Source organism: Flavobacterium sp. Root935 (assembly GCF_001429295.1).
Classification (GTDB): domain Bacteria; phylum Bacteroidota; class Bacteroidia; order Flavobacteriales; family Flavobacteriaceae; genus Flavobacterium.
On the sequence record NZ_LMJL01000007.1, the window covers coordinates 191,159 to 215,568 of the forward strand.

Sequence of the window (24,410 nt, forward strand, 5' to 3'; positions counted from 1 at the left end):
TTATGAGTAATGATTTTTTAAACGTGTTTTTAAATGAAATGAAAACCAACGTAAACGGCTTTATCGCTGTCGCTGTAACAGAAATTGAATCTGGATTAAGTTTTGGAAACTTAACAATCGACCCAAGTTTTGACCCAGAACTTGCTGCTGCTTATAACTTAGAAGTTGTAAAAGCTAAATTAAGCGCTGTAAAAGCCTTAAACTTAAACCAAGACATCGAAGATATTTTGATCACTTTATCAAATCAAATTCATATTATCGATATTTCTCCAAACAAAAAATTTATGATCTACCTTGCTGCAGATGCTTCAAAAGCAAATCTAGGTATGACTAGAGCTATTTTAAGAAAACACAAGGCTGAAGTTGAAAAAAATCTAGCATAAATTATTACTCTATTTTAGAACTATCTCTAATCGAGATAGTTCTAATTTTCTTTTTCACAGCCCCAAAACGTCTGCCTATTTTATTCTTACAAAATTCAAACCCTCCCTTTTTAAAGCAGACATCTTAAAAATAATACATTTCTTTCAAATCACAAACTAGTACTTACTTAGATTGATTTTAAAAAGATTAAACAAAAAAACGCCCCTAAAAGGAGCGCTTATTTTTTTATTTCAGTGAATTTTATCTTTGCAAGTTTTTAGCTTCGATACTCATTGTTGCATGAGGAACTATTTTAAGCCTTTCTTTGCTAATCAATTTACCTGTTACTTTGCAAATACCGTAAGTTTTGTTTTCTACACGGAAAAGCGCGTTTTTTAAATCACGGATAAACTTTTCTTGTCTAATAGCCAACTGAGAGTTTGCTTCTTTAGACATAGTTTCACTTCCTTCCTCAAAAGCTTTGAAAGTTGGAGAAGTATCGTCTGTACCGTTATTTAAGTCGTTCATATAAGCACTCTTAATTAAATCAAGATCTGCTTGCGCTTTTTGTATTTTTGCTTGGATTATCTCTTTGAACTCTGCTAAATCTGCATCAGAGTATCTTGTAATTTCATCTATCATTTTATAACTATTTTGAAATTAATATCATTGTTTTAATATCATCAAACTCAATTTCTGTGCCGTTTTCTAATGCGTCTACAAAAACTAAGTCGTCTGTTAATGTTTCAGACTTAATATAGTCTTCATTTTTTGAAACGGCTTCTTCTAAATTACCATCTCTTTTCATTTGTACTTTAATCTTATCAGTAACCTCAAATCCAGAATCTTTACGGATATTCTGAATTCTATTTACTAATTCTCTTGCAATACCTTCATTTTTTAATTCTTCAGATATTGTTATGTCAAGCGCAACTGTAATTCCGTTTGAATTAGCAACCAGCCATCCTTCAATATCCTGCGATGTTATTTCGACGTCTTCTAATGATAAAGTTACATTATTTCCAGAAATAACAATATCCAGCGTTCCCTGCTTATCTAACTGATTGATCTGATCTGCAGAAAAACCTTGTATTTCCTTAGAAATCAAGCCCATATCCTTTCCAAAACGTGGCCCAAGTGCCTTAAAATTAGGTTTAATCTGCTTTACTAAAATACCAGAAGCATCGTCTAAAAGTTCAATTTCTTTCACGTTTACCTCAGCTTTTACTAAGTCAGAAATTGCTTCAATTTCAACTCTCTGATTCTCGTCAAGTACTGGAATCATTACCTTTTGCAGAGGCTGGCGTACTTTGATCATCTCTTTTTTACGAAGTGATAAAACCAAAGATGAGATGGTTTGCGCCTTCTGCATTTTACTTTCCAACGTTTTATTAACAAAGTTTTCGACAAATTTTGGGAATTCAGCCAAGTGAACACTAGCAAAATCCTCGGTTCCCGTCGAAGCTGTTAAATCTCTGTACAATTTATCCATGAAAAAAGGAGCGACTGGAGCGCTTAATTTGCTGATTGTTAACAAGCAAGTATAAAGCGTTTGGTAAGCTGCAATTTTATCTTTAGCATATTCACCTTTCCAGAAACGACGACGGCATAAACGAACGTACCAGTTACTTAAGTTTTCCTGAACGAAGTCAGAAATTGCTCTTGTAGCTTTTGTCGGCTCATAATCTTCATAACATTCATCAACAAATTTGATTAAAGTATGAAGTTCAGAAATAATCCATTGATCGATTTCTGGTCTTTCGTTTAACGGAATTTCCGCTTCAGCGTATTTAAATCCATCGATATTTGCATATAACGAAAAGAATGAATAGGTGTTGTATAATGTTCCAAAGAATTTACGACGAACCTCAGCAATTCCTTCAAGGTCAAACTTTAAGTTATCCCAAGGATTGGCATTCATGATCATGTACCAGCGTGTGGCATCAGGACCGTATTCTTCAATGGTTTTAAACGGGTCTATAGTATTTCCTTTACTCTTAGACATTTTTATTCCGTTTTTATCTAAAACCAAACCGTTTGAAACGACATTTTTATAAGCTACTTTATCAAAAACCAAAGTTCCGATAGCATGTAACGTATAAAACCATCCACGAGTCTGATCTACTCCTTCAGCGATAAAATTCGCTGGGAAATCTTTGTTCTCGTCGATTTTGTCTTTGTTCTCAAAAGGATAATGCCATTGTGCATAAGGCATTGCTCCAGAATCGAACCAAACGTCAATTAAATCGCTTTCGCGTTTCATTGGCTGGCCAGAAGCCGAAACCAAAGTAATTTGATCGACTACATTTTTATGCAAATCGATTAAATCATAATTTGATTCAGACATGTTTCCAACTTCGAAACCTTTAAATGGGTTTTCTTTTTGAAAACCAGCTTCGATAGATTTCTCAATCGCATTGTACAATTCTTCAACAGAGCCGATAATAATTTCTTCTTTTTTATCTTCTGTTCTCCAGATTGGCAACGGAATTCCCCAATATCTAGAACGAGATAAATTCCAGTCGTTGGCATTTTTCAACCAATTTCCAAAACGCCCCTCACCGGTAGACTTAGGTTTCCAGTTGATAGTTTCGTTCAGGTCGAACATTCTATCTTTTACATCGGTTACTTTAATGAACCAAGAATCTAGCGGATAATATAATAACGGCTCATCAGTTCTCCAGCTGTGTGGATAACTATGTACGTATTTTTCAACCTTAAAGGCTTTATTTTCTTCTTTTAATCGAATAGCAATTTCAACATCTACAGATTTCTCCGGAGCTTGTCCAGCATCGTAATATTCGTTTTTAACGTATTTACCAGCTAAATCTCCTAAATGAGAAGTGAATTTTCCTTGTAAATCTACTAACGGAACTGCATTTCCTTCTTCATCCAAAACCAACATTGGCGGTACTTCTGGCTTTGCTTCTTTTGCTACTTTGGCATCATCTGCACCAAAAGTTGGCGCTGTGTGTACAATTCCTGTTCCGTCTTCTGTTGTTACGAAGTCTCCAGCGATTACTCTAAATGCATTTTCAGCATTTTGATATGGCAATACATAAGGCAATAGTTGCTCGTAACGGATTTCTACTAAATCTGCCCCTTTTGCTTCGGTCAAGATTTTGTATGGAAGTTTTTTGTCTCCGTTTTTAACGTTGTCAAAATCAGCATCGTCTTCACTTAAGAAAAATCCTTTACCGAATTGTTTTCCAACTAAGTTTTTAGCCAAAACCACATTAATTGGCTCAAAAGTATATTGATTGAAAGTTTTTACTAAAACATAATCAATTTTTGGTCCAACGGTTAAAGCTGTGTTTGACGGCAATGTCCAAGGAGTTGTTGTCCACGCTAAAATGTGAATATCTCCAAAACCTTGTAAAAAGCTTGGCAGTGTTTCTGGTAAAGTTTTGAATTGTGCAACAATCGTAGTATCGGTAACATCTCTATAAGCTCCAGGCTGATTTACTTCGTGAGAAGATAATCCTGTTCCCGCTTTTGGAGAATACGGCTGAATTGTGTATCCTTTGTACAACAAACCTTTATCGTAGATTTGTTTCAAAAGCCACCAAACAGATTCCATGTATTTTGGCTTATAAGTTACATATGGATCTTCCATATCAACCCAATAACCCATTTTTTCGGTCAAGTCATTCCACACGTCAGTATAACGCATAACGGTTTTTTTACACGCTTCGTTATATTCTTCGATAGAAATCGTTTTACCAATATCTTCTTTTGTAATTCCAAGTTCTTTTTCGGTACCCAATTCTACAGGTAAACCGTGAGTATCCCAGCCGGCTTTTCTTTTTACCTGAAAACCTTTTTGAGTTTTATATCTGCAAAAAATATCTTTAATCGCACGCGCCATTACGTGGTGAATTCCTGGTAATCCGTTTGCTGAAGGTGGACCTTCAAAAAATACGAAAGGCTCAGCACCTTCGCGAGTTGTAACACTCTTTTCAAATATATTTTCTTTCTTCCAAAAATCAAGAACTTCTGACGCTGCAGCTGGCAAGTCAAGTCCTTTGTATTCAGTAAATTTTGTACTCATTTTATCCTTTTCTTAAACGAGGTGCGAAAGTAAGGAATTTTGAGGAAAATAGATAAAAGATAACGGAAAAAAGACTGGTTTAAAGAAATTTCGAGTAGATTCCGCAACAAAAAACAGCCTTTTTATTGATTTAAGAGAAAACTTCTTTTAAAATCTCTAAAGATTTAGGTTTTTTGAATCCTTCTAAATGCAGACTATAATAGTCAATTAAAATTTTCAACAGTATTTGTCTCTCTGCAACATGAAAGATCTTGAGATCATTATCGAATTTTAAATCGAGTAGTTTTTTAAACAAATTGGTTTCGTGTTCAGATAGCACATTTCCTTTTTGGAAAAGCGTAAAAACACCTTCATTCATTTCAAAAAATGGCAGATCAACTTCTGAAAGTTCAGGATAAAAACCAAGGTATTTTGTAATTTCTAAAAGCATTATTAAATGAAAGTTAGAAATTTCATCATGATGATCCAGCCATGTCAGCGCCGTTTCTAAAAAAACAAAAAGAGGTTCGTTTTTTTCTTCTTCCTGAATAGAATAATGAAGCATTTCTGAAAGAAACATTACCATTGTACTTTTCACAATATCTGTGTGAATGCTCTGAAAAGGAACTGCACTTTTTATTTCTTTGAAATTTTCTAAAGTTCCTTTATTCTTATGAACAGCCTCAATTTCTAAGATAGAAAACGGATGAAAGTAAGCAATCTTCTGACTTGCTTTTCTGCTTGAAAAAGCATCGCGCACAAAATAAGATTTCAGTCCGCTGGAAAGTGTAAAGCATTTCACTATCAAGCTTTTTTCCTGAAATTTTAAAGACGAAATTACTATGGCTTTGGTTTTGACGAGCAATTTTAGATTTTTTGACTTCTTAGATATTAGACTTCTTAGATATTAGACTTCTTAGATTTTTTACTTTTCACTTTTCACTTTTCACTTTTTACTTTTCACTTTTGACTTTTCACTTTTCACTTTTCACTTTTCACTTTTCACTTTTCACTTTTCACTTTCAGACTAACGTATAATCATAACTTTCTTAACCTTAGTTTCGCTGCCGTCTTGTGCTGATATAAAAACCATATAAACGCCAGAAGCTACTTTATATTTACCAAAAGCGGTTGTATCCCACTCTATTGTTCCCCCAGAAGATGTTATTTCAAAAACCAGGTTTCCTTCGATATCTGTGATTTTGACATTGGCTTTATCAATTAAACCAGCAACTTTCACTGTTCCTGAGTAAGCAGGACGAACTGGATTTGGATAAACATAAACATTATTCAAATTATCGTTTGCTCCTGTTGCTATTCCATTAAACGAAACCATTCCTTTATTGGTCGCAATAAAGACTTCACCCGTTTTGCTATTTATTTTAATGTCGTTTACATAATTACTCGGCAAGGGAGAATTATTTATCGTAAAATGATATTTGGTTTCCTGACCATTTGGAGAAACCATAAAAACTCCCGAATCTGCTGTTCCTATCCATTTATTATTGGCTCCATCAACTGCTATAGAAGTAATAAATTGCTCATAAAGTAATTCTTGCGCTAAATCATCTTCTTCAATAATTATCGGATTTGCTTTTAACTGACTTTCCGACTGAAAGTTCCCAACATTCGATAAAACTCGTAAACCTTTTGTAGTTCCTATCCAAAGCTGATTTTTTGTATCAAGTGCTATACTTCTAACGTCTGCAATTGGCAGATTGCCGACGTCGGTGCCGAAAGTCATTTTTTTAAATGTATTTGTAGTTTCATTAAAACCTACAACACCATCTCTATTAGTTCCGATCCATTTTACATTATTTCGATCCACAGCTATGCTTGAATAACTAATATTTTCGGCATTACCAAAAATTGAAGTCATTGGGTAGCTTCCCCATTGACCATTTGTTTTTAAAACCTTCAGTCCATTTTTGATTCGGCTGTTCGTAATCCAAAGATTTCCAGATTTATCAAAAGCATTTGCATTTATACGAACATCTATATAATCTGCGCCAGCATTTGTAATTGATTCTAAGCCGCTGTTTTTTTCATTATATAAAAAATTCGGCACTTCGTTTTCAATCTTTAGTAATCCAGAAAAGAAGGAACTAGCATAAACTTGCTTTTCATTATTTGGATTTATTATAACTCTCGTAATTGATTTCGCATCATAAACTTCAGAATATGGGATATTCAGCCACCCTGAAACATTGTATCGGCTAATTCCGTAACTATCTAAAGGATACGGATCATATGATGTGTCATAATCTCCATATACAGCCCACAAAGTATTTGGACTTACATCTATTGAAAAAATATTATTTTTTACTGGCCCTGCTGGTGTATTGTTTTCAAAACTTGCTGTATTACTGAGTGCAGAAACAAACAATCCTTTTTCTTTTGTTCCAATGAAAATCTGATCTCCAACTGCTGTCGCACAGCTAAAATTTAAGGTATTATCTAAAACTTGGGAATTTGTAATCTGTCGATTTAAAACCATTTGATTATTATACACATACACTGTATTTGCAGTTGTAACAAACAAATTATGATTTTTTGCCCTCACATCAACTGCAGCTTGAGGCAACTGGGAGAAACCTATAAAAGTATTGGAATTAAATCGATGAATATATCCAGAATCGTTTACAGCAATAAGTTCTGTATCCAGAGCTTCTACACCAGACCAATTTCCTGTATTCACAACTGTCCATTGATTGTAATCTATAAGATTTGCATTTGTACTATCGGCTCTTCTGATACCGCTGGAAGTTGCGGCAAAAATAAATCCATTAAAAAAAGTGGTTTGTTTGACACTAATTTCGGCTCCGTTATCACCAATAAAATAGGTATCACCAAACTGAGAAGTATTTAAATTAAACTGAACAATTCCGAAATCGCACGAAACATAAACCAAACCATTATGTTCCATAAAATGATTGATTTTTTTCAAATTTGCCGGCAGCTGCTTATTAATTATATCTACAATTTTTAATATACTTCCGTCGGTTTCGTTAATTAAAATCATCAAACCATTTTCATAACCGACTATTGTTTTCTTGAATGTTTCACTATAATAAACTGCAGCAATAGTCTGTCCCGATAATCCGTCAACTGTAGTTATGGTTTTTAAAACATTTGTTGTGGTGTTTTTTGAAAACAATGCATTTTCTGAAGCTGCAAAAACAGTTGTTGAAGATTCTGCAACATCTTTTATTTCATTAAAAGAAAAATATCCCAGCCAAGACGATTTATTCTGCGCCTGACAAAATTGTATTAGTACTAAAAATAAAACGCAGAAAGCTATTTTCTTCATCATTATAATGTATTCGGATAGACAAATATACTACAAACGAGATTATTTAATTTTTGGTGGAATAAAAAATGCCTCCGAATATCTTCTAAAAGATAATCGAAGGCATTTTAACATTGCAATTAAATTTTTAAACTACACCTTGTGCAAGCATAGCATCGGCAACTTTAACAAATCCGGCAATGTTCGCTCCTTTTACATAGTTTACATATCCGTCTTCTTCTGCACCGTATTTTTTACATTGGTTGTGAATTCCAACCATGATATCTTTCAAACGTAAATCAACCTCTTCACTAGTCCAGTTTAAACGGATAGAATTTTGAGTCATTTCTAATCCAGAAGCAGCAACACCACCAGCATTTGCCGCTTTTCCTGGAGCAAATAATACTTTATTATCTAAGAAAAGTTTAATAGCATCTAATGTAGAAGGCATATTTGCAGCTTCAGTAACACATAAAACACCATTATCGATTAATTTTTGAGCATCATCTCCATTTAACTCATTTTGTGTAGCACATGGAATTGCGATATCTACTTTTACTTCCCAAGGGCTTTTTCCTTTATGGAATACAGCATTTGGATATTTCTCCAAATATCTCTCTGCTCTATTGTCTCCAGTCGCTCTCATTTCAAGCATATGGTCAATTTTTTCGCCAGAGATTCCTTCTTCATCATAAATATATCCATCAGGACCAGAAATCGTAAGAACTTTTCCTCCAAGTTCGTTAACTTTTAAGGCAACTCCCCAAGCCACATTTCCGAATCCAGAAATTGCTACTCTTTTACCTTTTACTTCGTGGCCAATTGTGCGTAACATTTGATCTGTAAAATAAACTACTCCGTATCCTGTAGCTTCTGGTCTAATTAATGAACCTCCGTAAGCTAAACCTTTTCCAGTTAAAACTCCTGTAAATTCATTTCTGATTCTTTTATATTGTCCAAATAAATATCCAATTTCTCTTGCTCCAACACCAATATCTCCAGCAGGAACATCAAGATCTGGACCAATATGACGGCATAATTCTGTCATAAATGATTGACAGAAACGCATAATTTCTGCATCAGATTTTCCTTCTGGATCAAAATCAGAACCACCTTTTCCACCTCCCATCGGAAGTGTAGTAAGACTGTTTTTGAATACTTGTTCGAAAGCCAAGAATTTCAAAACTGATAAATTTACAGAGTGATGAAATCTAATTCCACCTTTATAAGGTCCGATTGCAGAGTTCATTTGAATTCTAAAACCTCTGTTTACAATGATCTCGCCTTTGTCATCTACCCAAGGAACTCTAAAAATTATAGAACGTTCTGGTTCTGCAATTCTTAGAAGTATATTTTTACCATCATATTTTTTGCGCTCAGATATGAAGGGAATTACTGTTTCTGCAAATTCTCTAACTGCTTGAAGAAATTCTGGCTCATTTGGATTTTTTGACTCAACTAGAGCCATAAATTCATTTATTTTTTGTTCCATATTTGAAATAAATTTTCAGATAATTTGATTTAATTTTCAGTTTTCCAACCTAAATCTCAGTTTAAGAAAACGTTTTCGTTTTAACACACAAAGATATATCAAATTCTGATTCGAAGTTATATTTTTCACTTTTTTGAATCGATTTGTGTTTTTTTCAAGCATTACAAAAAAACTCATTTTACATGTAGGTGTTTACATGCAAATCGCCTTTTAAAAGTTAGTAAATTAAGTATTTTGCTAGTTATTTTTCAATAGACCGATTTAATATTTTGAATCGATTAGGTTTTTTATATATTTGCCGAGATTTGTAAGCCCCTACGAAATGTCTAAACACCTATTTATCACATTATTTGCCTTCTTTGGTATATCAACCGCGGCATCAGCGCAATCAAACCTAGCCCAAGAGATAGGAGTCTATGCAGGACCTGTTACTTTACAGTCCGATTTTGGCGAAAGAAGCAACTTCGACACCAACGTTGGAAACTCAGGTTTTGGTATCGGAATTATGCACTTTATCAACTTTTCTGCTGCAAATAACAGAGAAAGTTTCTTTACAGAACATTTTAAAGTGCGCTCTGAACTTGCTTTCAGCAGAACTAATTTGAAACATTATGGCCAGTGGGTGGAAAGAAAGCCTGACGGACTATTTGCCCAGCAGCTTAAAAACATGCACGCAAGTTCTACTACTTTAGGTCTTGGAGCTCAATTAGAATTTTCTCCTTTTATGAAAATTCATGACTTCGAAAACACAATTGGTAGTTTCAGCCCGTATGGTAGTGTAGGTTTTCAAGTAAGCTATTATTCTACAAAAATCGGTTCACATTTAGGAGACATAACTCTTCCAAATGTAACTCCAGGAAAATACCTGACCCCATCTGATGGTCGTGCACATGGTTTTTCTAGTGAGAGCGGAGTAGTATTATCTGCAACAGCAGCAATTGGAGTACATTATAAATTAACCACAATGAGTGATTTAATGTTTGAAACTCGTTTTCAAATGTATAACTCAGATTGGATTGATGGATTAAACCCAAACAAAGACATTTACAAAGAAAACAAATCAAATGACTGGCAGGTTTGGTTTAACTTTGGATATATTTATTACTTAGAATTCTAACAGAATTTTAAATCTCAAAATATAAAAAATCCCAAATTCCAAAATATTACAATTGGAATTTGGGATTTTTTTATTTGGGAATTTCTCTCTAAGATAAAGCCTGTTCTAAATCAGCAATTAAATCATCAGCATCTTCAATACCAACACTTAGTCGAACTAAATCATCGGTAATACCAACTTCTGCTCTTTTATCGGCAGGAATTGATGCGTGTGTCATTAAAGCTGGATGATTGGCTAGTGATTCAACTCCACCAAGCGATTCTGCCAAAGTAAATACTTTTAGCTTTTCTAAAAACGCTATTGAATCTTCTTTTTTCCCTGATTTAAAATCAAACGAAACCATTCCGCCAAAAGCTTTCATTTGCTTTTTAGCAATTTCGTGAAACGGATGACTTTTTAAACCTGGATAATAAACCGTTTTTATTTTTGGGTGATTACTTAAATATTCAACTACTTTTTCGCCATTTTCGCAGTGTCTTTGCACCCTTAAAGCCAAAGTTTTGATTCCTCTTAAAACTAAAAAACTGTCCATTGGTCCAAGTGTCGCACCAGTTGCAAATTGCTGAAAATGCAGTTGTTCTCCAAGTTCTTTGTCTTTTACAATTAATGCGCCCGCAATAACATCAGAATGTCCTCCTAAATATTTCGTTGCTGAATGCATAACAATATCTGCTCCTAAATCTAATGGTTTTTGCAAATATGGCGTTGCAAAAGTATTGTCCACCGCAAGAAGAATTTTCTTTTCTTGAGTAATTTTTGCAATTTCTTGAATATCGGCCAATTTCATCAATGGATTTGTCGGCGTTTCTACCCAGATTAATTTTGTGTTTTCGTTGATTAAACTTTTGAATTTTTCAATATCAGTCATATCAACAAAATGAAATTTAATTCCTGAATCTTTATAAATTCGAGAGAACATTCTATAAGTTCCACCGTATAAATCATCCATTGCAATAATTTCGTCACCCGCTTTAAAAGATCTTAAAACACAGTCTGTTGCTGCAAGACCAGACGAAAATGCTAATCCGCGAGTTCCGTTTTCGATACTTGCCAAAGCTTCTTCCAATGCTGTACGCGTAGGGTTTGATGCTCTGCTGTATTCGTAATCTGCCAAAGGTTTCCCTGGACTTGTCTGAATAAAAGTTGACGTTTGGTATACTGGCGGCATAACTGCTCCTGTAGATGGATCATGGTGCTGTCCTCCATGTATAACTTTTGTATTAAATTTCATATAGTTATAAGTTTTAAATCTATAATTGTTGTACAAATTTACCGCTTAATTTATTTTATCGCGACACAACTTCTTACCTTTGTATATAATTAACACTTTTTGATATGAAAAATTACATATTTATAATCTTTTTGTGTTTGATTTTTACAAGTTGCAAAAAAGAGCTTTCATTTGAGAATGAAAGGTTTGAAGAAAAATCTAATATTCCGTGCAAAACTGATTGTCCGGAAATCACAATAGAAGTTCCAGTTGCCAAAAATATTAAAGTAATATCAGACAGCATTAATAAGAAAGTTTTCTCTGTAATAAAGGAGATTGTTTTTTTTGGTGAAGATTCAACACAAGTCAATGACTACAAATCATTGTCTAAATCTTTTATTGCTTCGTATGAAGAAATGCGTCAAAAATTCCCAAATGACACTTTTGGATGGGAGGCGAAAATAATTGGCAATGTTGAATTTCAATCTGATTCGATTTTAAATCTTAAAATTGATCATTACACCTTTACCGGCGGTGCACATGGTTATCAAGGTTATCGTTCCCTATTATTTAATGCGAAAACTGGAAAAACAATATTCAACAATCAATTATTTAAAAACGAAAAAGATTTTAAGGCCTTCGCCGAAAAAGCATTTCGGGCAAAATACAAAATACCAGCAGAAGCGAATATTAATGCAACAGGTTTAATGTTTGAAAATGATAAATTTCAGCTGCCGCAAAACATATTTTATACTTCAGAAGGTCTGCTCTTATATTACAACTCATATGAAGCCGCTTCATATGCAGATGGTCCAAAAGAAATTTTGTTCCCTTATGATGAAGTCAATAAGTACTTGAATTTTCATTAAATATTTTAAATTAAATAAATTCAGCATCTACACAATTTTTGTAGATATGCTGGATGTAGACGCACTGCAGTGCGTCTCTACAGAAAAACCTTTGTCACTTTGTTTCTCTGAACCTCTGCACCTCTTTATTGAACATCATACTTCATTTTACGTAAAACACGAAGTGCTTCTTTAAAAGAAGAATAAACATTTTTATAAGGTTTTAAAAGCAATTTGGCATCTATGAGCTTTTGTCTTGCTTCTTCAAAACCATTTAAATGACAAATCATAAACGTAGAAGGCAGGTTTTCTAAATCCTTCATTTCACGTTCAGACAATATGATATTTTTTTGAAGTTTAGCCAACAAAGCCATATTCGCATTGTATATATGATACAACATTTTTCTGTTGAATTCTGGCGGCTGAAAAAGCATTTGACGGTCTATTTTATAGTAACCATTGTCAAAAAAATGAATAGTTTGTTCTTCCAGCGGATAATAACTCGTTTTATCATTTAAGCCAAGCGGCACATATTCTGTAATCGTAAAACTATCATCATCATAAAAAATGGTGACAACATCCTGCGCAGAATAGAAAAGTTTAATCTGCTCATTAATTAGTTCGATATCAACTCGTGACAAATACGTTTTATCCCGTAATTTTTTGGGAACACCAGCCCAGCAAATCACAAATAATTCTTTAAAAACATGATATTTCGGCGACATATCTTTATGCCTGAAATTCATAAAATCAATAACACCGTCTAAAGTATATTGAATGCTGTTTCGAGAACTATTTTCAATTCCGATTACAGTTTCTGTATTCTGATAGTTTTTTTCAACCTCTTCCCCACTTTCCAGCGAAATCGAATTACTGCCTCGCCTTATAAAAACACTATTAGCAAGAATGGTATGAATTCCTTTTTTAAAATAAGAAACTTTACTTTTTGGTTTTATAGTAACCAGACCAATCACTTTATCTTTTGGAAGATTTGGAAAAGGGACATTTTCGTATTGAATTTTAGGCGGATTTTCTAAAAAAGCATTTACAAGATTCTGAATTCGGCTGTCATCAAAAAAATCATCGCCGACAATTTCATTATCCTGATCTTCGACTCCAACAACGATATAAGAATTATTATTGGGATTTGAGTTTGACAATGCACAAATGTGTTTGAGAAACTTGCCTTTTCCTTCTCGAGAATGAAGATTCAGCTGCCTTTTTTTATCATAAAAACTGCTCTCATCATTGTGAGCAAGCAAATTCTTTATCAAAAGGCGTTTATTAATCATTATTTAGACTCCTTAGAAAGTTAGATTTTAGACTTCTTAGATATTGGTTTTCAGATTTCTAAATTAATCTAAAGATCTAACTTTCTAAGAAGTCTATCAATCTAATTTAAATATTTTTCTTCACAATCGTAGAAGATGCCTGCGCCGTACTCATAACTACCAAGTCTGCGATATTAACATGATAAGGCCTTGAAACTACAAAATGAATAATATCAGCAATATCTTCGGCCTGCAGCGGATCAAATCCTTTGTACACGTTTGCGGCTCTTTCGACATCTCCTTTAAAACGAACTTCACTGAATTCTGTTGCAACCATTCCCGGATGAATTCCTCCAACTCTGATTCCGAAAGGATTTAAATCAATTCGCATTCCTGCAGTTATAGCATCAACGGCATGTTTCGAACCGCAATATACGTTTCCGTTTGGGTAAACTTCTTTCGCAGCAGTAGAACCAATATTAATAATATGTCCAGATTGTCTTTCAACCATTTGCGGAATTATCGCTTTTGAAACATACAAAAGTCCTTTTACATTAATGTCAATCATAGCATCCCAATCGTCTAAATCTCCATTTTGAATCGGATCTAAACCGTGGGCATTACCAGCGTTATTAATTAAAACGTCAATCGTAGAAAAATCGTTTGGCAAAGCACCTATTTTTTCTAAAACCTCCTCTTTGTTACGAACATCAAATGCTAAAGAATGCACTTCTGTAAAAGCAGAAAGTTCTTTTTGAAGTTCTTCCAAACGGTCTTTACGTCTTCCGCAAAGAATAACTTTATAATTGTTTTTTGCTAGAATTTGAGCGGTTGCCTTTCCAATTCCGCTTGTAGCACCAGTAATTAAAACTGTTTTTTTCATTTTAAATATTTTGTTTTTAACACATAGAGGCATAGTTTACTTACTTTGAAAGGCATTTCATTTGCATAATTCATATAGCTATGTGTAAGTGAAACGCTAAAATTCTCTTTTCCAAAGCAATCATAAATCTATGTTTCTATGTGTTTATTTTTTTCTACTCAGATAATACTGAATACTGTCACTGCGACTGAAAAACTAAAAATTAAGGCACATCGTCGCCCATGCTTTCTGTCCAGATGGCGAACCAGTCTTCTGTATCCATTTCTAGTTCAACAGCTTTCATTAAAGATTGAATTCTAGCGATATTTACCGTTCCAGCAATAGGAATTACTTTTGCAGGATGTTTTAAAATCCAAGCCAATAAAAGCGTATCAGAACCTAAATGGTATTTTTCTACTAACGTTGAAAATAATTTTTTCAAACGGCGGGTTTGTTTAGTATCTTCTCTAAAAACAGTTCCAAGCGGATTCCATGACAACGGACGAATTCCGTGTGTCTGCATATAATCTAAACTTCCATCTAACATTGCGTCATAATGCGTTGCAGAAAATTGTACTTGATTATAACTTACTTCTGTTTTCTGGCGAATTAATTCGGTTTGTGAACTGGTAAAATTCGAAAGTCCAAAATCAATAATTTTTCCTTCACCTTTTAATTTTTCAACCGCTTCTGCGATTTCGTCTGCCTGCATTAACGGACTTGGTCTGTGCAGTAAAAAAACATCTACATAATCTGTTTTCAGTTTTTTCAAAGATCCTTCAACCGACTTAATAATATAGTCTTTCGAATAATCGTAATGTTTGATTTTGTTTTCAGGGCGTTTTTCAGCAATCATTTGAATACCGCACTTGGTAATTAATTGTAATTTTTCACGATCAATTTTACTGGCGTGAAAGGCTTTTCCAAAATCGGCTTCGGTCGTATAAGATCCGTAAATATCCGCGTGATCAAAAGTCGTAATTTTGTTTTCGATACTCACTTGTATCATGTTTTCCATTTCTTTGGTTGTAAGGTTTTTATCCCAAACTCCCCAATTCATAGTGCCCGAAATTATAGGCGATAAGACCGTTTTGCTCATAATAGTTATGCGTTATTTTTGGTAATAATTATGCTTTAATAAAACATAATCATCAAAGTTCTTAAAAATATAAAAATAGATTCACAATTAGTCCTTAAAATTAGGTCATTGGTCGAAGTTTTAACCATTCTTTAACATCTTACTTCTTAAAAAATATTCAATTTGCACTCTCAAAAAACAGGCGTACAAATCAAGGTTTTTAAAAATATTTATATGGAAGAAAATACAACGACTTTAGACATTAGAGCGATAAATGAAAAAATTGAAAGAGAAAGTGCTTTTATAGACCTTCTTACAATGGAAATGAACAAAGTTATTGTGGGCCAGAAACATATGGTCGAGCGTTTATTAATCGGATTGCTTGGACAAGGACATATTTTACTGGAAGGAGTTCCAGGTCTTGCAAAAACTTTAGCCATAAATACATTATCACAAGCGGTTCAAGGTTCTTTCAGCCGTATCCAGTTTACGCCGGATTTATTACCTGCCGATGTTATCGGAACCATGATTTACAATATTAAAGCAAATGAATTCTCTATTAAAAAGGGACCTATTTTTGCTAATTTCGTACTTGCCGATGAGATTAACCGTGCGCCGGCAAAGGTTCAATCAGCTTTATTAGAGGCAATGCAGGAAAAACAAGTTACCATTGGTGACACTACTTTTAAATTAGACCGTCCGTTTTTAGTACTTGCAACACAAAACCCAGTGGAACAAGAAGGAACATACCAGCTTCCAGAAGCACAAGTTGACCGTTTCATGCTGAAAACAGTTATTGACTACCCAAAAATTGATGAAGAGCGTTTTGTAATTCGCCAAAACTTAAAAGGATCTTACGAAAAAGTAAATCCTGTAGTTTCTGTTGAACAGATTCTACGTGCGCAAGAAGCAGTTCGTGAAGTTTACATGGACGAAAAAATTGAAAAATACATCCTAGATATTATTTTCGCAACGCGTTACCCTGAAAAATACAAATTAGCCGACTTAAAACCGCTTATTAGTTTTGGAGCTTCTCCTCGTGGAAGTATCAACTTGGCTAATGCTGCAAAATGTTACGCTTTTATCAAACGCCGCGGATATGTAATTCCAGAGGACGTTCGTGCTGTTGTTCACGATGTTTTACGTCACAGAGTTGGAATTACTTACGAAGCAGAAGCAGAAAACATTACTTCTGTAGACATTATCAACAAAATCGTTAACGAGATTGAGGTACCTTAAAAATTTGTTTCAAGTTTCAGGTTTCAAGTTGTTGCAAGACTAACTTGAAACTTTTAAACTTTAAACTTTAAACAAATAAAATGGATACAAAAGAGCTTTTAAAAAAAGTACGGAAAATAGAAATCAAAACGAAAAGACTGAGCAATCATATCTTTTCGGGAGAATACCACTCTTCATTTAAAGGACGAGGAATGACGTTTAGCGAGGTGCGTCAATACCAATACGGAGATGATATTCGTAACATCGATTGGAATGTGACCGCACGCTATAACGAAGCTCACGTTAAAGTATTTGAAGAAGAACGCGAATTGACCATGGTTCTAATGGTTGATATTTCGGGTTCGGAATCTTTTGGTTCTAAAAATCAATTCAAGAAAGACATCGTAACCGAAATTGCGGCAACGATGGCTTTTTCGGCTACACAGAATAATGACAAAATTGGTTTAATATTATTTTCTGATACTGTAGAACTATATATTCCGCCAAAAAAAGGACGTTCGCACGTGCTTCGCATCATTCGCGAATTGATCGAATTTGAACCAAAAAGCAATAAAACAGACATTGCACAGGCTCTAAAGTTTTTATCTGGAACTCAAAAGAAGAAAGCCATTATTTTCATGATTTCAGATTTCATGTCTGATTCTTATGAGCATACTTTAAAAATTGCTTCCAAAAAACACGACATTACAGGTGTTCGAGTATACGATATCCGCGAAGAAAAAATTCCAAATTTAGGAATGGTACCAATGCTGGATGCTGAAACTGGAAAAATACAATTGGTTGATACAGGTTCAAAAACAGTTCGTCTAAATTATGAGAAACATTATCAAGACAAATTGAATTATTTTAAAGATACATTCCGTAAATCTGGAGCAGGAATTGTAAATACCAGAGTAGACGAAAATTACGTTACTAAACTATTAGGCTATTTCAAATCACGATAAAAATCTGGCAATTTTGATTAACAAATCAAAAATCGTTAATCTAAAATCAACAATCGTTAATCAAATGAAATTTAAACTTTATATATTTTTATTGTTCTTTTCTACTATGATTTTTGCCCAGCAGAAACCAGTAGAAACAAGCATTGATACCACAAAAAACAAAATTGGTGCAGAGTTTAAACTGACACTTAAAACTGTTGTAAACTCAAAATCAAAAGTTGAATTTCCGAAACTTAAGAATATTGGTGCTTTAGAAGTAATTCAGTCTTATCCAGTTGATACGGTTAAGAAAGATGACACTTACGAGTTAATCAAAAAATATGGTTTAACGCAGTTTGATTCTGGTCGTTATACAATTCCAAGCATCAAAATTTTAATTGATAAAAAACCTTTCTTTACAGATTCTATCAAAGTTGAAGTAGCCAATGTAAAAGTGGATACTTTACAGCAGAAAATGTATGATATTAAAGATATTTCTTCTGTAGATGAAGGAATGGGAAATTGGTGGATTTATGTTTTGATTCTTTTAGTAATTATCGGAATTGGGGCTTTTGTTTACTGGTACGTTAAAAAACGCCAGCTGAAAAAAATTGAAGAGGAAGTTTATAAAACCCCTATCGAAAAAGCGACAAGTTTATTAAACAGCTTAGAGAAAAAAGAACTTGTTCAAAAAGGAGAAATTAAAGAATACTACAGCGAATTAACAGATATCGCTAGAAATTATATCGAAGAAGCTATCCATATTCCAGCAATGGAAAGTACAACTTCTGAATTGATTCAGGCAATTAGAACAGCCTCAACTCAAAAGAAAATGACGCTTACGCCGGAAACGGTTGAGAATTTAGAACGTGTTTTACGTCAAGCCGATTTGGTAAAATTTGCAAAATCTAAACCATTAGAATTTGAAATTACAGAAGACAGAAACAAAATTCAGAAAGTAATTTTAACGCTGGATAATGCAATCCCGACAGAAGTTCCAGAAGATGTTGAAGATCAATTATTGAATGAAGCGCAAAGACAAAAACAAATTCAAGCACAGCTTCGTAAAAAACGAAATGCACGAATTGGTTATGCCGTTGCTGCCGTTGTGTTTTTATTAACGGCAACGACAACTTATTTCGTGGTTACTAAAGGTTTCAATTATGTAAAAGACAATATAATTGGTCATCCTTCTAAAGAATTATTAGAAGGCGAATGGGTAAAAAGTGCATATGGAAATCCAGCCGTTCTTATTGAAACTCCAAAAGTTTTAAAAAGAGTTGATACAGAAAAAGTACTGCCAAAAGAAGCAATGGCATTAATTAAAGAAATGCAGCTTTTTGTATACGGCAGTATGATTGACAATTTCTATATTGCAGTTTCTACAAGTAAATTTAAACAGCCAACAGATATAGATTTATCTAAAGCGCTTGAAGGTTCATTAAAAATTATTGAAGCTCAAGGCGGACAAAATATTATTGTAAAACAAGAAGATTTTCAAACTAATGAAGGTATTCAGGGAGTAAAAGGTTACGGAACAATGACTATTCTGAACCCAGAAACTAAAACGAGTACAAAAGCATATTATGAGTTATTGCTTTTCAAGCAAGATCAAGGTTTACAGCAAATCCTGATTTTACATGAAGAAGGTGATACGTATGCTAATGAAATCACAACCCGAGTATTAAATTCTGTTGAACTTCAAAGAGCAAGCAACTAATGAGTAAGATCACTTTTTTAAATCCAGAATTTCTTTGGTTGTTCCTTTTAATTCCGATTGCTATAATTTGGTTTTTATTGAAACGCAACCAGCAGTTGGCTACTTTAAAAATGAGCTCGACCGCAGGTTTTCAAAACAGCGAATCTTTATTGGTCAAATTAAGACCGTGCTTATATGTTTTTAGAATTTTAGCTTTAAGCTCATTAATCATTGCATTGGCACGTCCAAGAACTGTAGATATCAGCAATCAAACCAAAACAACAAAAGGTATTGATATTGTAATGGCAATTGACGTTTCTGGATCTATGCTGGCAAAAGATTTAAAGCCTAATCGTATGGAAGCTTTGAAAAGAGTTGCTGCCGATTTCGTTGAAGAAAGACCAAATGACAGAATCGGATTGGTTTTATATGCTTCTGAAGCTTATACTAAAACTCCTGTTACAAGCGATAAAGCAATTATTCTTGAAGCCATAAAAGGTATTAAATACGATACAGTTCTCCAAGACGGAACGGGAATTGGAATGGGATTAGCAACTGCGGTAAATCGTTTAAAAGATAGTAAAGCCAAAAGCCGTGTAATTATTTTACTTACCGATGGTGTAAATAATGCCGGATTTATCGAGCCGGAAACTGCTGCCGACATTGCCAAACAATACGGAATAAAAGTATATACAATTGGTCTTGGTACAAACGGTATGGCTGAATCTCCATACGCATACGCACCAAACGGAGGTTTCTTATTCAAAATGCAAAAAGTTGAAATCGACGAAAGACTGATGAAAAATATTGCCCGCAAAACAGACGGAACCTATTTTAGAGCAACAAGCAACGATAGATTAGCTGAGATCTATAAGTCAATCAACAAACTGGAAACAACGGAAATTCAGGAATTGAAGTTCTATGATTATGATGAAAAATACAGAGGTTTTGTTTTATTTGCAGCCTTTTTATTATTGCTTGAAGTTGGCTTAAGAAATACAGTTTACAGAAGCTTTATTTAAAATCAAAAAATTCCAAATTTTAAAATTCCAAATTCCAAGTTGAAATTGAGAATCTAAAATTGGATACTTAAATAATAAAAGCAAAAGTTAAAATTTGAAAGATTGAAATTTAATAACTCCAAAGTTTGGAATTTGGATTTTCAATATTGGAATTTAAGAAAATTTATGGAATTAGACGAAAAAAAATATTTATATCTCTTATTACTACTCCCAATTGTGGTGTGTATTTTCCTTTTCAATATGTATTGGAAAAGAAGAAAACAACGCGAATTTGGTGATTTGGAAATGGTAAAAAGATTGAGTCCAGAGAAATCAGTTTTTAAACCTGTTTTAAAAATAGTTGTGATTCTTTTGGCGCTTACCTGCCTAATTATTGGTTTGGTTAACCCAAAGATTGGAACCAAAATGGAAACTGTTAAACGAGAAGGTATTGATATTGTTTTTGCAGTCGATGTTTCTAAAAGTATGCTTGCCGAAGACATTGCACCAAGCCGTTTAGATAAGAGTAAACAATTAGTCTCTCAGATCATTAACAACTTAGGAAGTGACAGAATTGGGATTGTGGCATACGCGGGGAGCGCCTTTCCTGTTTTACCGATAACATCAGATTACAGTGTTGCCAAAATGTTCTTGCAAAGTATGAGTCCAGATATGGTTTCCTCACAAGGAACATCGTTAGATGAAGCAATCCGATTATCTTCAACTTATTTTGATGAAAAAAGTAAAACCAGCAAATTATTAATTCTAATTTCTGACGGAGAAGATCATTCTGAAGGTGCTGCCGCTGCTGCAGAAGAAGCCAATAAATTAGGAATGAAAATCATTACGATTGGTGTTGGAACAGAACGAGGAGGAACAATTCCTTTAAAAGAAAATGGTGTTGTAAGAGGTTACCAAAAAGATCAAAACGGACAAACCGTAACCACAAAATTAAATCAAGAAGGTTTAAAAACGATTGCAAAAGCAACTAAAGGTGGTTATGTTTACGGTGGAAGCACTAAAGAAGTTTTAGAATATGTAAAAAATGCTTTGAACAACATTCAGAAAACAGAATTTGAAGCAACGCAAATGGCCGAATTTCAATCGCAGTTTCAGTGGTTTATCGGATTTGCATTTTTATTACTGTTTCTAGACATTTTCTTATTAGAAAGAAAAACAAGCTGGATCAAAGAATTGGATTTATTTAACGAAAAGAAATAAAAAAAGTTAGCCACAAATTGCTCGAATTTACACGAAAACAAATTGGTTATTTTGTGAAATTCAAACACAAAAAAACAAAACTAATTAGTGTCAATTACTGAGATTCGTGGCAAACAAAAATAAAAAACAAGAATGAAAAATTTACTTCTTTATATTTTACTAACGGTTTCTTTGGCAGTTTCTGCCCAAGAGAAAGACAAATCATTGCCTGCTGCCAATGAAGAATATAAACAGAATAAATTTGTTGATGCTGAGGCAAACTATAGAATTTCGGAATCAAAATTTCCTAAAAGATCAACAGCGCCATATAATTTAGGAAATACTATTTATAGACAAAATCAAGTTTCAGAGGCTAAGTTTGCTTACGCGAAAGCAATAAAAAATGCCAAAACCAGACCTGAAAAACACAAAGCTTATCATAATCTTGGAAACGTTTTCATGAAAGAGAAAGATTATACGCAGGCAGTTGAAGCATACAAACAAGCTTTACGTAATGATCCGACAGATGATGAAACACGTTATAACTATGCTTACGCGAAACAAAAATTAAAAGAGAATCCGCCGAAAAACGATAAAAACAAAGACAAGAATAAGGATAAGGACAAAGACAAGGATAAAAACAAAGATAAAGACAAGGACAAGAATAAAGATAATAAGGACAAAGACAAGGATAAAAAAGACGATAAAGGCGACAAAGATAAAGACAAAAAAGACGGTAAAAACGATCCGAAGAAAGACGACAAGTCTGACAATCAAGGACAGCCAAAACCGCAGCCTGGAGGAATATCAAAAGAACGTGTCCAAAATTTATTAGATGCCGTTAACAATGAAGAAAAGAAAATTCAGGATAAAGTAAACGCGCAGAAGGTAAAAGGCAATCCTAAGAAAACAGAAAAAGACTGGTAAAATAAGTTTAATCGTTTAACCGTTAATTTGTTTATTTGATCAAGTAAAACGGATTAAACAAATAACGATTAAACGATTTAACATAAAAAAACGATTAAACAATTAAATGAAAAGATATTTAATTCTATTTCTACTCGCTTTTCAAGGACTTATGGCTCAAGTACAATTTGAAGCCAGAGTCAGCAAAAATACGCTTGGACTGAACGAAAGACTTCGTATAGACTTCATTATGAATGTTGACGGAGATAATTTCGAACAGCCTTCTTTTGACGGTTTTAAACTTGTTGCGGGACCAAGCCAGCAGATTAGCCAATCTTGGATCAATGGTCGAAGCTCTTTTCAGAAAATTTACTCTTATATTTTACAGCCTGAGAGAAAAGGCGCTGTAACGATCAAACAAGCCGCAATAGAATACAACGGGCAGATCTACAAAACAAATCCGATTAAGGTTACGGTTACCAATGCTGTAGCTCAGGAAAGAGATCCAAGCGACAGACCTCCAGGATCTGGAAACGAATTGTTGAATTTAGTTGCTGAAATTTCAAAAACAAATCCATATCTAAATGAACCAATTACAGTTGTTTACAAACTGTATTTCAACAACATTGGTGTTACTGGATTTAAAGAACTGGCAAAACCAAAATACAATGATTTCTGGAATCAAAATATTGACATAAAACAATTGTCTATTGAAGAAGGAAATTATCAAGGACAGAGATGTTATTATGTAATCCTGAAAAAAGCGATTTTGTATCCTCAAAAAGCTGGAAAACTAACAATTGAACCTCTTTCACTTGATATTGGCGTGCAATTACCAACAAATCGACGCGATATGTTTGGACAAATGATTATTACGGAGGATAATAAAGTAGTTTCAGCAGGAGCTAAAACAATAAATGTAAGACCGCTTCCTGAAAGCACAAAACCAGAAGGATTTACTGGTGCTGTTGGAAGATTGAACTTTACAGTTACGCCTTCTAAAACAACACTTAAAAATGGCGAAAGTCTCGACTTAATTGTGAGTGCACAGGGAACTGGAAACATGAAGTTATTTACACTTCCTAAACCAGTTGTTCCAAATGCATTAGAAATGTATGATCCTGTTCATGATGAAAAAGTAACAACATCATTAGCTGGAATGTCTGGAAGAATCACAGATAAATATACCATCATTCCGCAGTACAAAGGAAAGTATGCTATTAAGCCAATGCAGTTTTCATACTTTGATTTGAGTTCGGGCACTTATAAAACCATCACTTCAAAAGAGATTATGGTGGATGTTTTAGATGGTCCAACACCTGCAGAAGCAAATACTGGAAGTACTGCTAAAAATATAGCTGTCAAAACAGAACAATTTAAAAACATCAAACCTAAAACAATATTAGTTGGTATCGCTAAAAATGATTTTTATGGTTCCGATTTATATTTAGGATTATTATTTGCTCCGTTCATCATCATTCCGCTGATTATTTTAGCTAAGAAGAAAAAAGAAGCTATTGACAGTGACGTTACTGGAAATAGAATTAGAATGAACAATAAACTAGCGAAGAAATATTTATCGCAGGCGAAGAAACATCTTAACAATAAAGAGCCTTTCTATATCGCACTGGAAAAAGCAATGCATAATTTCTTGAAAGCCAAACTGCATATTGAAACCTCAGAAATGAGTAAAGACAATATTAGAGAATTGTTGTTGTCTAGAAATGCAAATCCAGAAACCGTACAAAACTTTATCGCTTTGACAGAAAACTGTGAATTTGCACGTTATGCACCAGCATCAAGCGCTTCGATTCAGCAGGATTATGATAAGGCGGTGTTGATTATTTCTGAGTTAGAAAAACAGATTGTTTAAACGTAATAA

General features: G+C 33.8%; 19 protein-coding genes. 10 read left to right on the forward strand and 9 right to left on the reverse strand.

Annotated elements, in window-relative coordinates; genetic code table 11:
- Positions 1-2 precede the first annotated feature (2 nt).
- A complete protein-coding gene (locus ASE40_RS02390; protein ID WP_057115205.1) occupies positions 3-383 on the forward strand; it encodes a hypothetical protein in 381 nt (126 codons plus the stop codon).
- 241 nt (positions 384-624) lie between these two features.
- On the opposite strand, the gene ASE40_RS02395 is transcribed toward ASE40_RS02390, so the two are convergent.
- The 5 genes from ASE40_RS02395 to gdhA all read right to left on the reverse strand — a co-directional run bounded on the left by ASE40_RS02395 (position 625) and on the right by gdhA (position 9,174).
- Positions 625-1,005 carry a TraR/DksA family transcriptional regulator gene (locus tag ASE40_RS02395; RefSeq protein ID WP_057115206.1) on the reverse strand — a complete coding sequence of 127 codons (381 nt, stop codon included), beginning with the start codon at positions 1,003-1,005 and terminating at the stop codon, positions 625-627.
- A 7-nt stretch (positions 1,006-1,012) separates the two neighbouring features.
- Entirely contained in the window at positions 1,013-4,414 is a 3,402-nt protein-coding gene (gene ileS, locus ASE40_RS02400; protein WP_057115207.1) for an isoleucine--tRNA ligase, read from the reverse strand.
- Between the two features lie 130 nt (positions 4,415-4,544).
- Positions 4,545-5,258: a DNA repair protein RecO gene (gene recO / locus ASE40_RS02405; protein WP_057115208.1), complete on the reverse strand. Its 714-nt coding sequence runs from the start codon at positions 5,256-5,258 to the stop codon at positions 4,545-4,547.
- 162 nt (positions 5,259-5,420) lie between these two features.
- On the reverse strand, positions 5,421-7,703 hold the full coding sequence (locus ASE40_RS02410; protein WP_057115209.1) for a T9SS type A sorting domain-containing protein: 2,283 nt from the start codon (positions 7,701-7,703) through the stop codon (positions 5,421-5,423).
- A gap of 127 nt (positions 7,704-7,830) precedes the next feature.
- Positions 7,831-9,174, reverse strand: coding sequence for an NADP-specific glutamate dehydrogenase (gene gdhA, locus ASE40_RS02415; RefSeq protein ID WP_057115210.1), 1,344 nt, complete (start codon positions 9,172-9,174; stop codon positions 7,831-7,833).
- A 322-nt stretch (positions 9,175-9,496) separates the two neighbouring features.
- Between gdhA and ASE40_RS02420 the strand changes: the two genes are divergently transcribed.
- Positions 9,497-10,291 carry a THC0290_0291 family protein gene (locus ASE40_RS02420; RefSeq protein ID WP_057115211.1) on the forward strand — a complete coding sequence of 265 codons (795 nt, stop codon included), beginning with the start codon at positions 9,497-9,499 and terminating at the stop codon, positions 10,289-10,291.
- 88 nt (positions 10,292-10,379) lie between these two features.
- Here ASE40_RS02420 and ASE40_RS02425 read toward each other — a convergent pair whose 3' ends face one another.
- Complete coding sequence (locus tag ASE40_RS02425; protein WP_057115212.1) at positions 10,380-11,522, reverse strand: cystathionine gamma-synthase; 1,143 nt, start codon at positions 11,520-11,522, stop codon at positions 10,380-10,382.
- Positions 11,523-11,626: 104 nt separating this feature from the next.
- On the opposite strand from ASE40_RS02425, the gene ASE40_RS02430 reads away from it, so the two are divergent.
- Complete coding sequence (locus tag ASE40_RS02430; protein ID WP_057115213.1) at positions 11,627-12,370, forward strand: DUF3298 and DUF4163 domain-containing protein; 744 nt, start codon at positions 11,627-11,629, stop codon at positions 12,368-12,370.
- A gap of 125 nt (positions 12,371-12,495) precedes the next feature.
- On the opposite strand, the gene ASE40_RS02435 is transcribed toward ASE40_RS02430, so the two are convergent.
- The 3 genes from ASE40_RS02435 to ASE40_RS02445 all read right to left on the reverse strand — a co-directional run bounded on the left by ASE40_RS02435 (position 12,496) and on the right by ASE40_RS02445 (position 15,581).
- Positions 12,496-13,641, reverse strand: coding sequence for an ATP-binding protein (locus ASE40_RS02435; protein ID WP_057115214.1), 1,146 nt, complete (start codon positions 13,639-13,641; stop codon positions 12,496-12,498).
- Positions 13,642-13,747: 106 nt separating this feature from the next.
- Complete coding sequence (locus ASE40_RS02440) at positions 13,748-14,503, reverse strand: SDR family NAD(P)-dependent oxidoreductase (protein ID WP_057115215.1); 756 nt, start codon at positions 14,501-14,503, stop codon at positions 13,748-13,750.
- A 202-nt stretch (positions 14,504-14,705) separates the two neighbouring features.
- Positions 14,706-15,581, reverse strand: a complete 876-nt coding sequence (locus tag ASE40_RS02445; RefSeq protein ID WP_057115216.1) for an aldo/keto reductase family oxidoreductase — start codon at positions 15,579-15,581, stop codon at positions 14,706-14,708.
- Positions 15,582-15,794: 213 nt separating this feature from the next.
- Here ASE40_RS02445 and ASE40_RS02450 point away from each other — a divergent pair, with 213 nt between their 5' ends.
- The 7 genes from ASE40_RS02450 to ASE40_RS02480 all read left to right on the forward strand — a co-directional run bounded on the left by ASE40_RS02450 (position 15,795) and on the right by ASE40_RS02480 (position 24,401).
- Positions 15,795-16,799 carry an AAA family ATPase gene (locus tag ASE40_RS02450; protein ID WP_017497457.1) on the forward strand — a complete coding sequence of 335 codons (1,005 nt, stop codon included), beginning with the start codon at positions 15,795-15,797 and terminating at the stop codon, positions 16,797-16,799.
- Between the two features lie 80 nt (positions 16,800-16,879).
- Positions 16,880-17,743: a DUF58 domain-containing protein gene (locus tag ASE40_RS02455; protein WP_057115217.1), complete on the forward strand. Its 864-nt coding sequence runs from the start codon at positions 16,880-16,882 to the stop codon at positions 17,741-17,743.
- 64 nt (positions 17,744-17,807) lie between these two features.
- Positions 17,808-19,442, forward strand: coding sequence for a hypothetical protein (locus ASE40_RS02460; protein WP_057115964.1), 1,635 nt, complete (start codon positions 17,808-17,810; stop codon positions 19,440-19,442).
- Positions 19,442-20,443: a vWA domain-containing protein gene (locus ASE40_RS02465; protein ID WP_057115218.1), complete on the forward strand. Its 1,002-nt coding sequence runs from the start codon at positions 19,442-19,444 to the stop codon at positions 20,441-20,443. The genes ASE40_RS02460 and ASE40_RS02465 overlap by 1 nt, the downstream gene beginning before the upstream one ends.
- A gap of 165 nt (positions 20,444-20,608) precedes the next feature.
- Entirely contained in the window at positions 20,609-21,643 is a 1,035-nt protein-coding gene (locus ASE40_RS02470) for a vWA domain-containing protein (protein WP_057115965.1), read from the forward strand.
- A gap of 132 nt (positions 21,644-21,775) precedes the next feature.
- Entirely contained in the window at positions 21,776-22,549 is a 774-nt protein-coding gene (locus ASE40_RS02475; protein WP_057115219.1) for a tetratricopeptide repeat protein, read from the forward strand.
- Between the two features lie 106 nt (positions 22,550-22,655).
- Entirely contained in the window at positions 22,656-24,401 is a 1,746-nt protein-coding gene (locus ASE40_RS02480; protein WP_057115220.1) for a BatD family protein, read from the forward strand.
- The last annotated feature ends 9 nt before the right edge of the window (positions 24,402-24,410 follow it).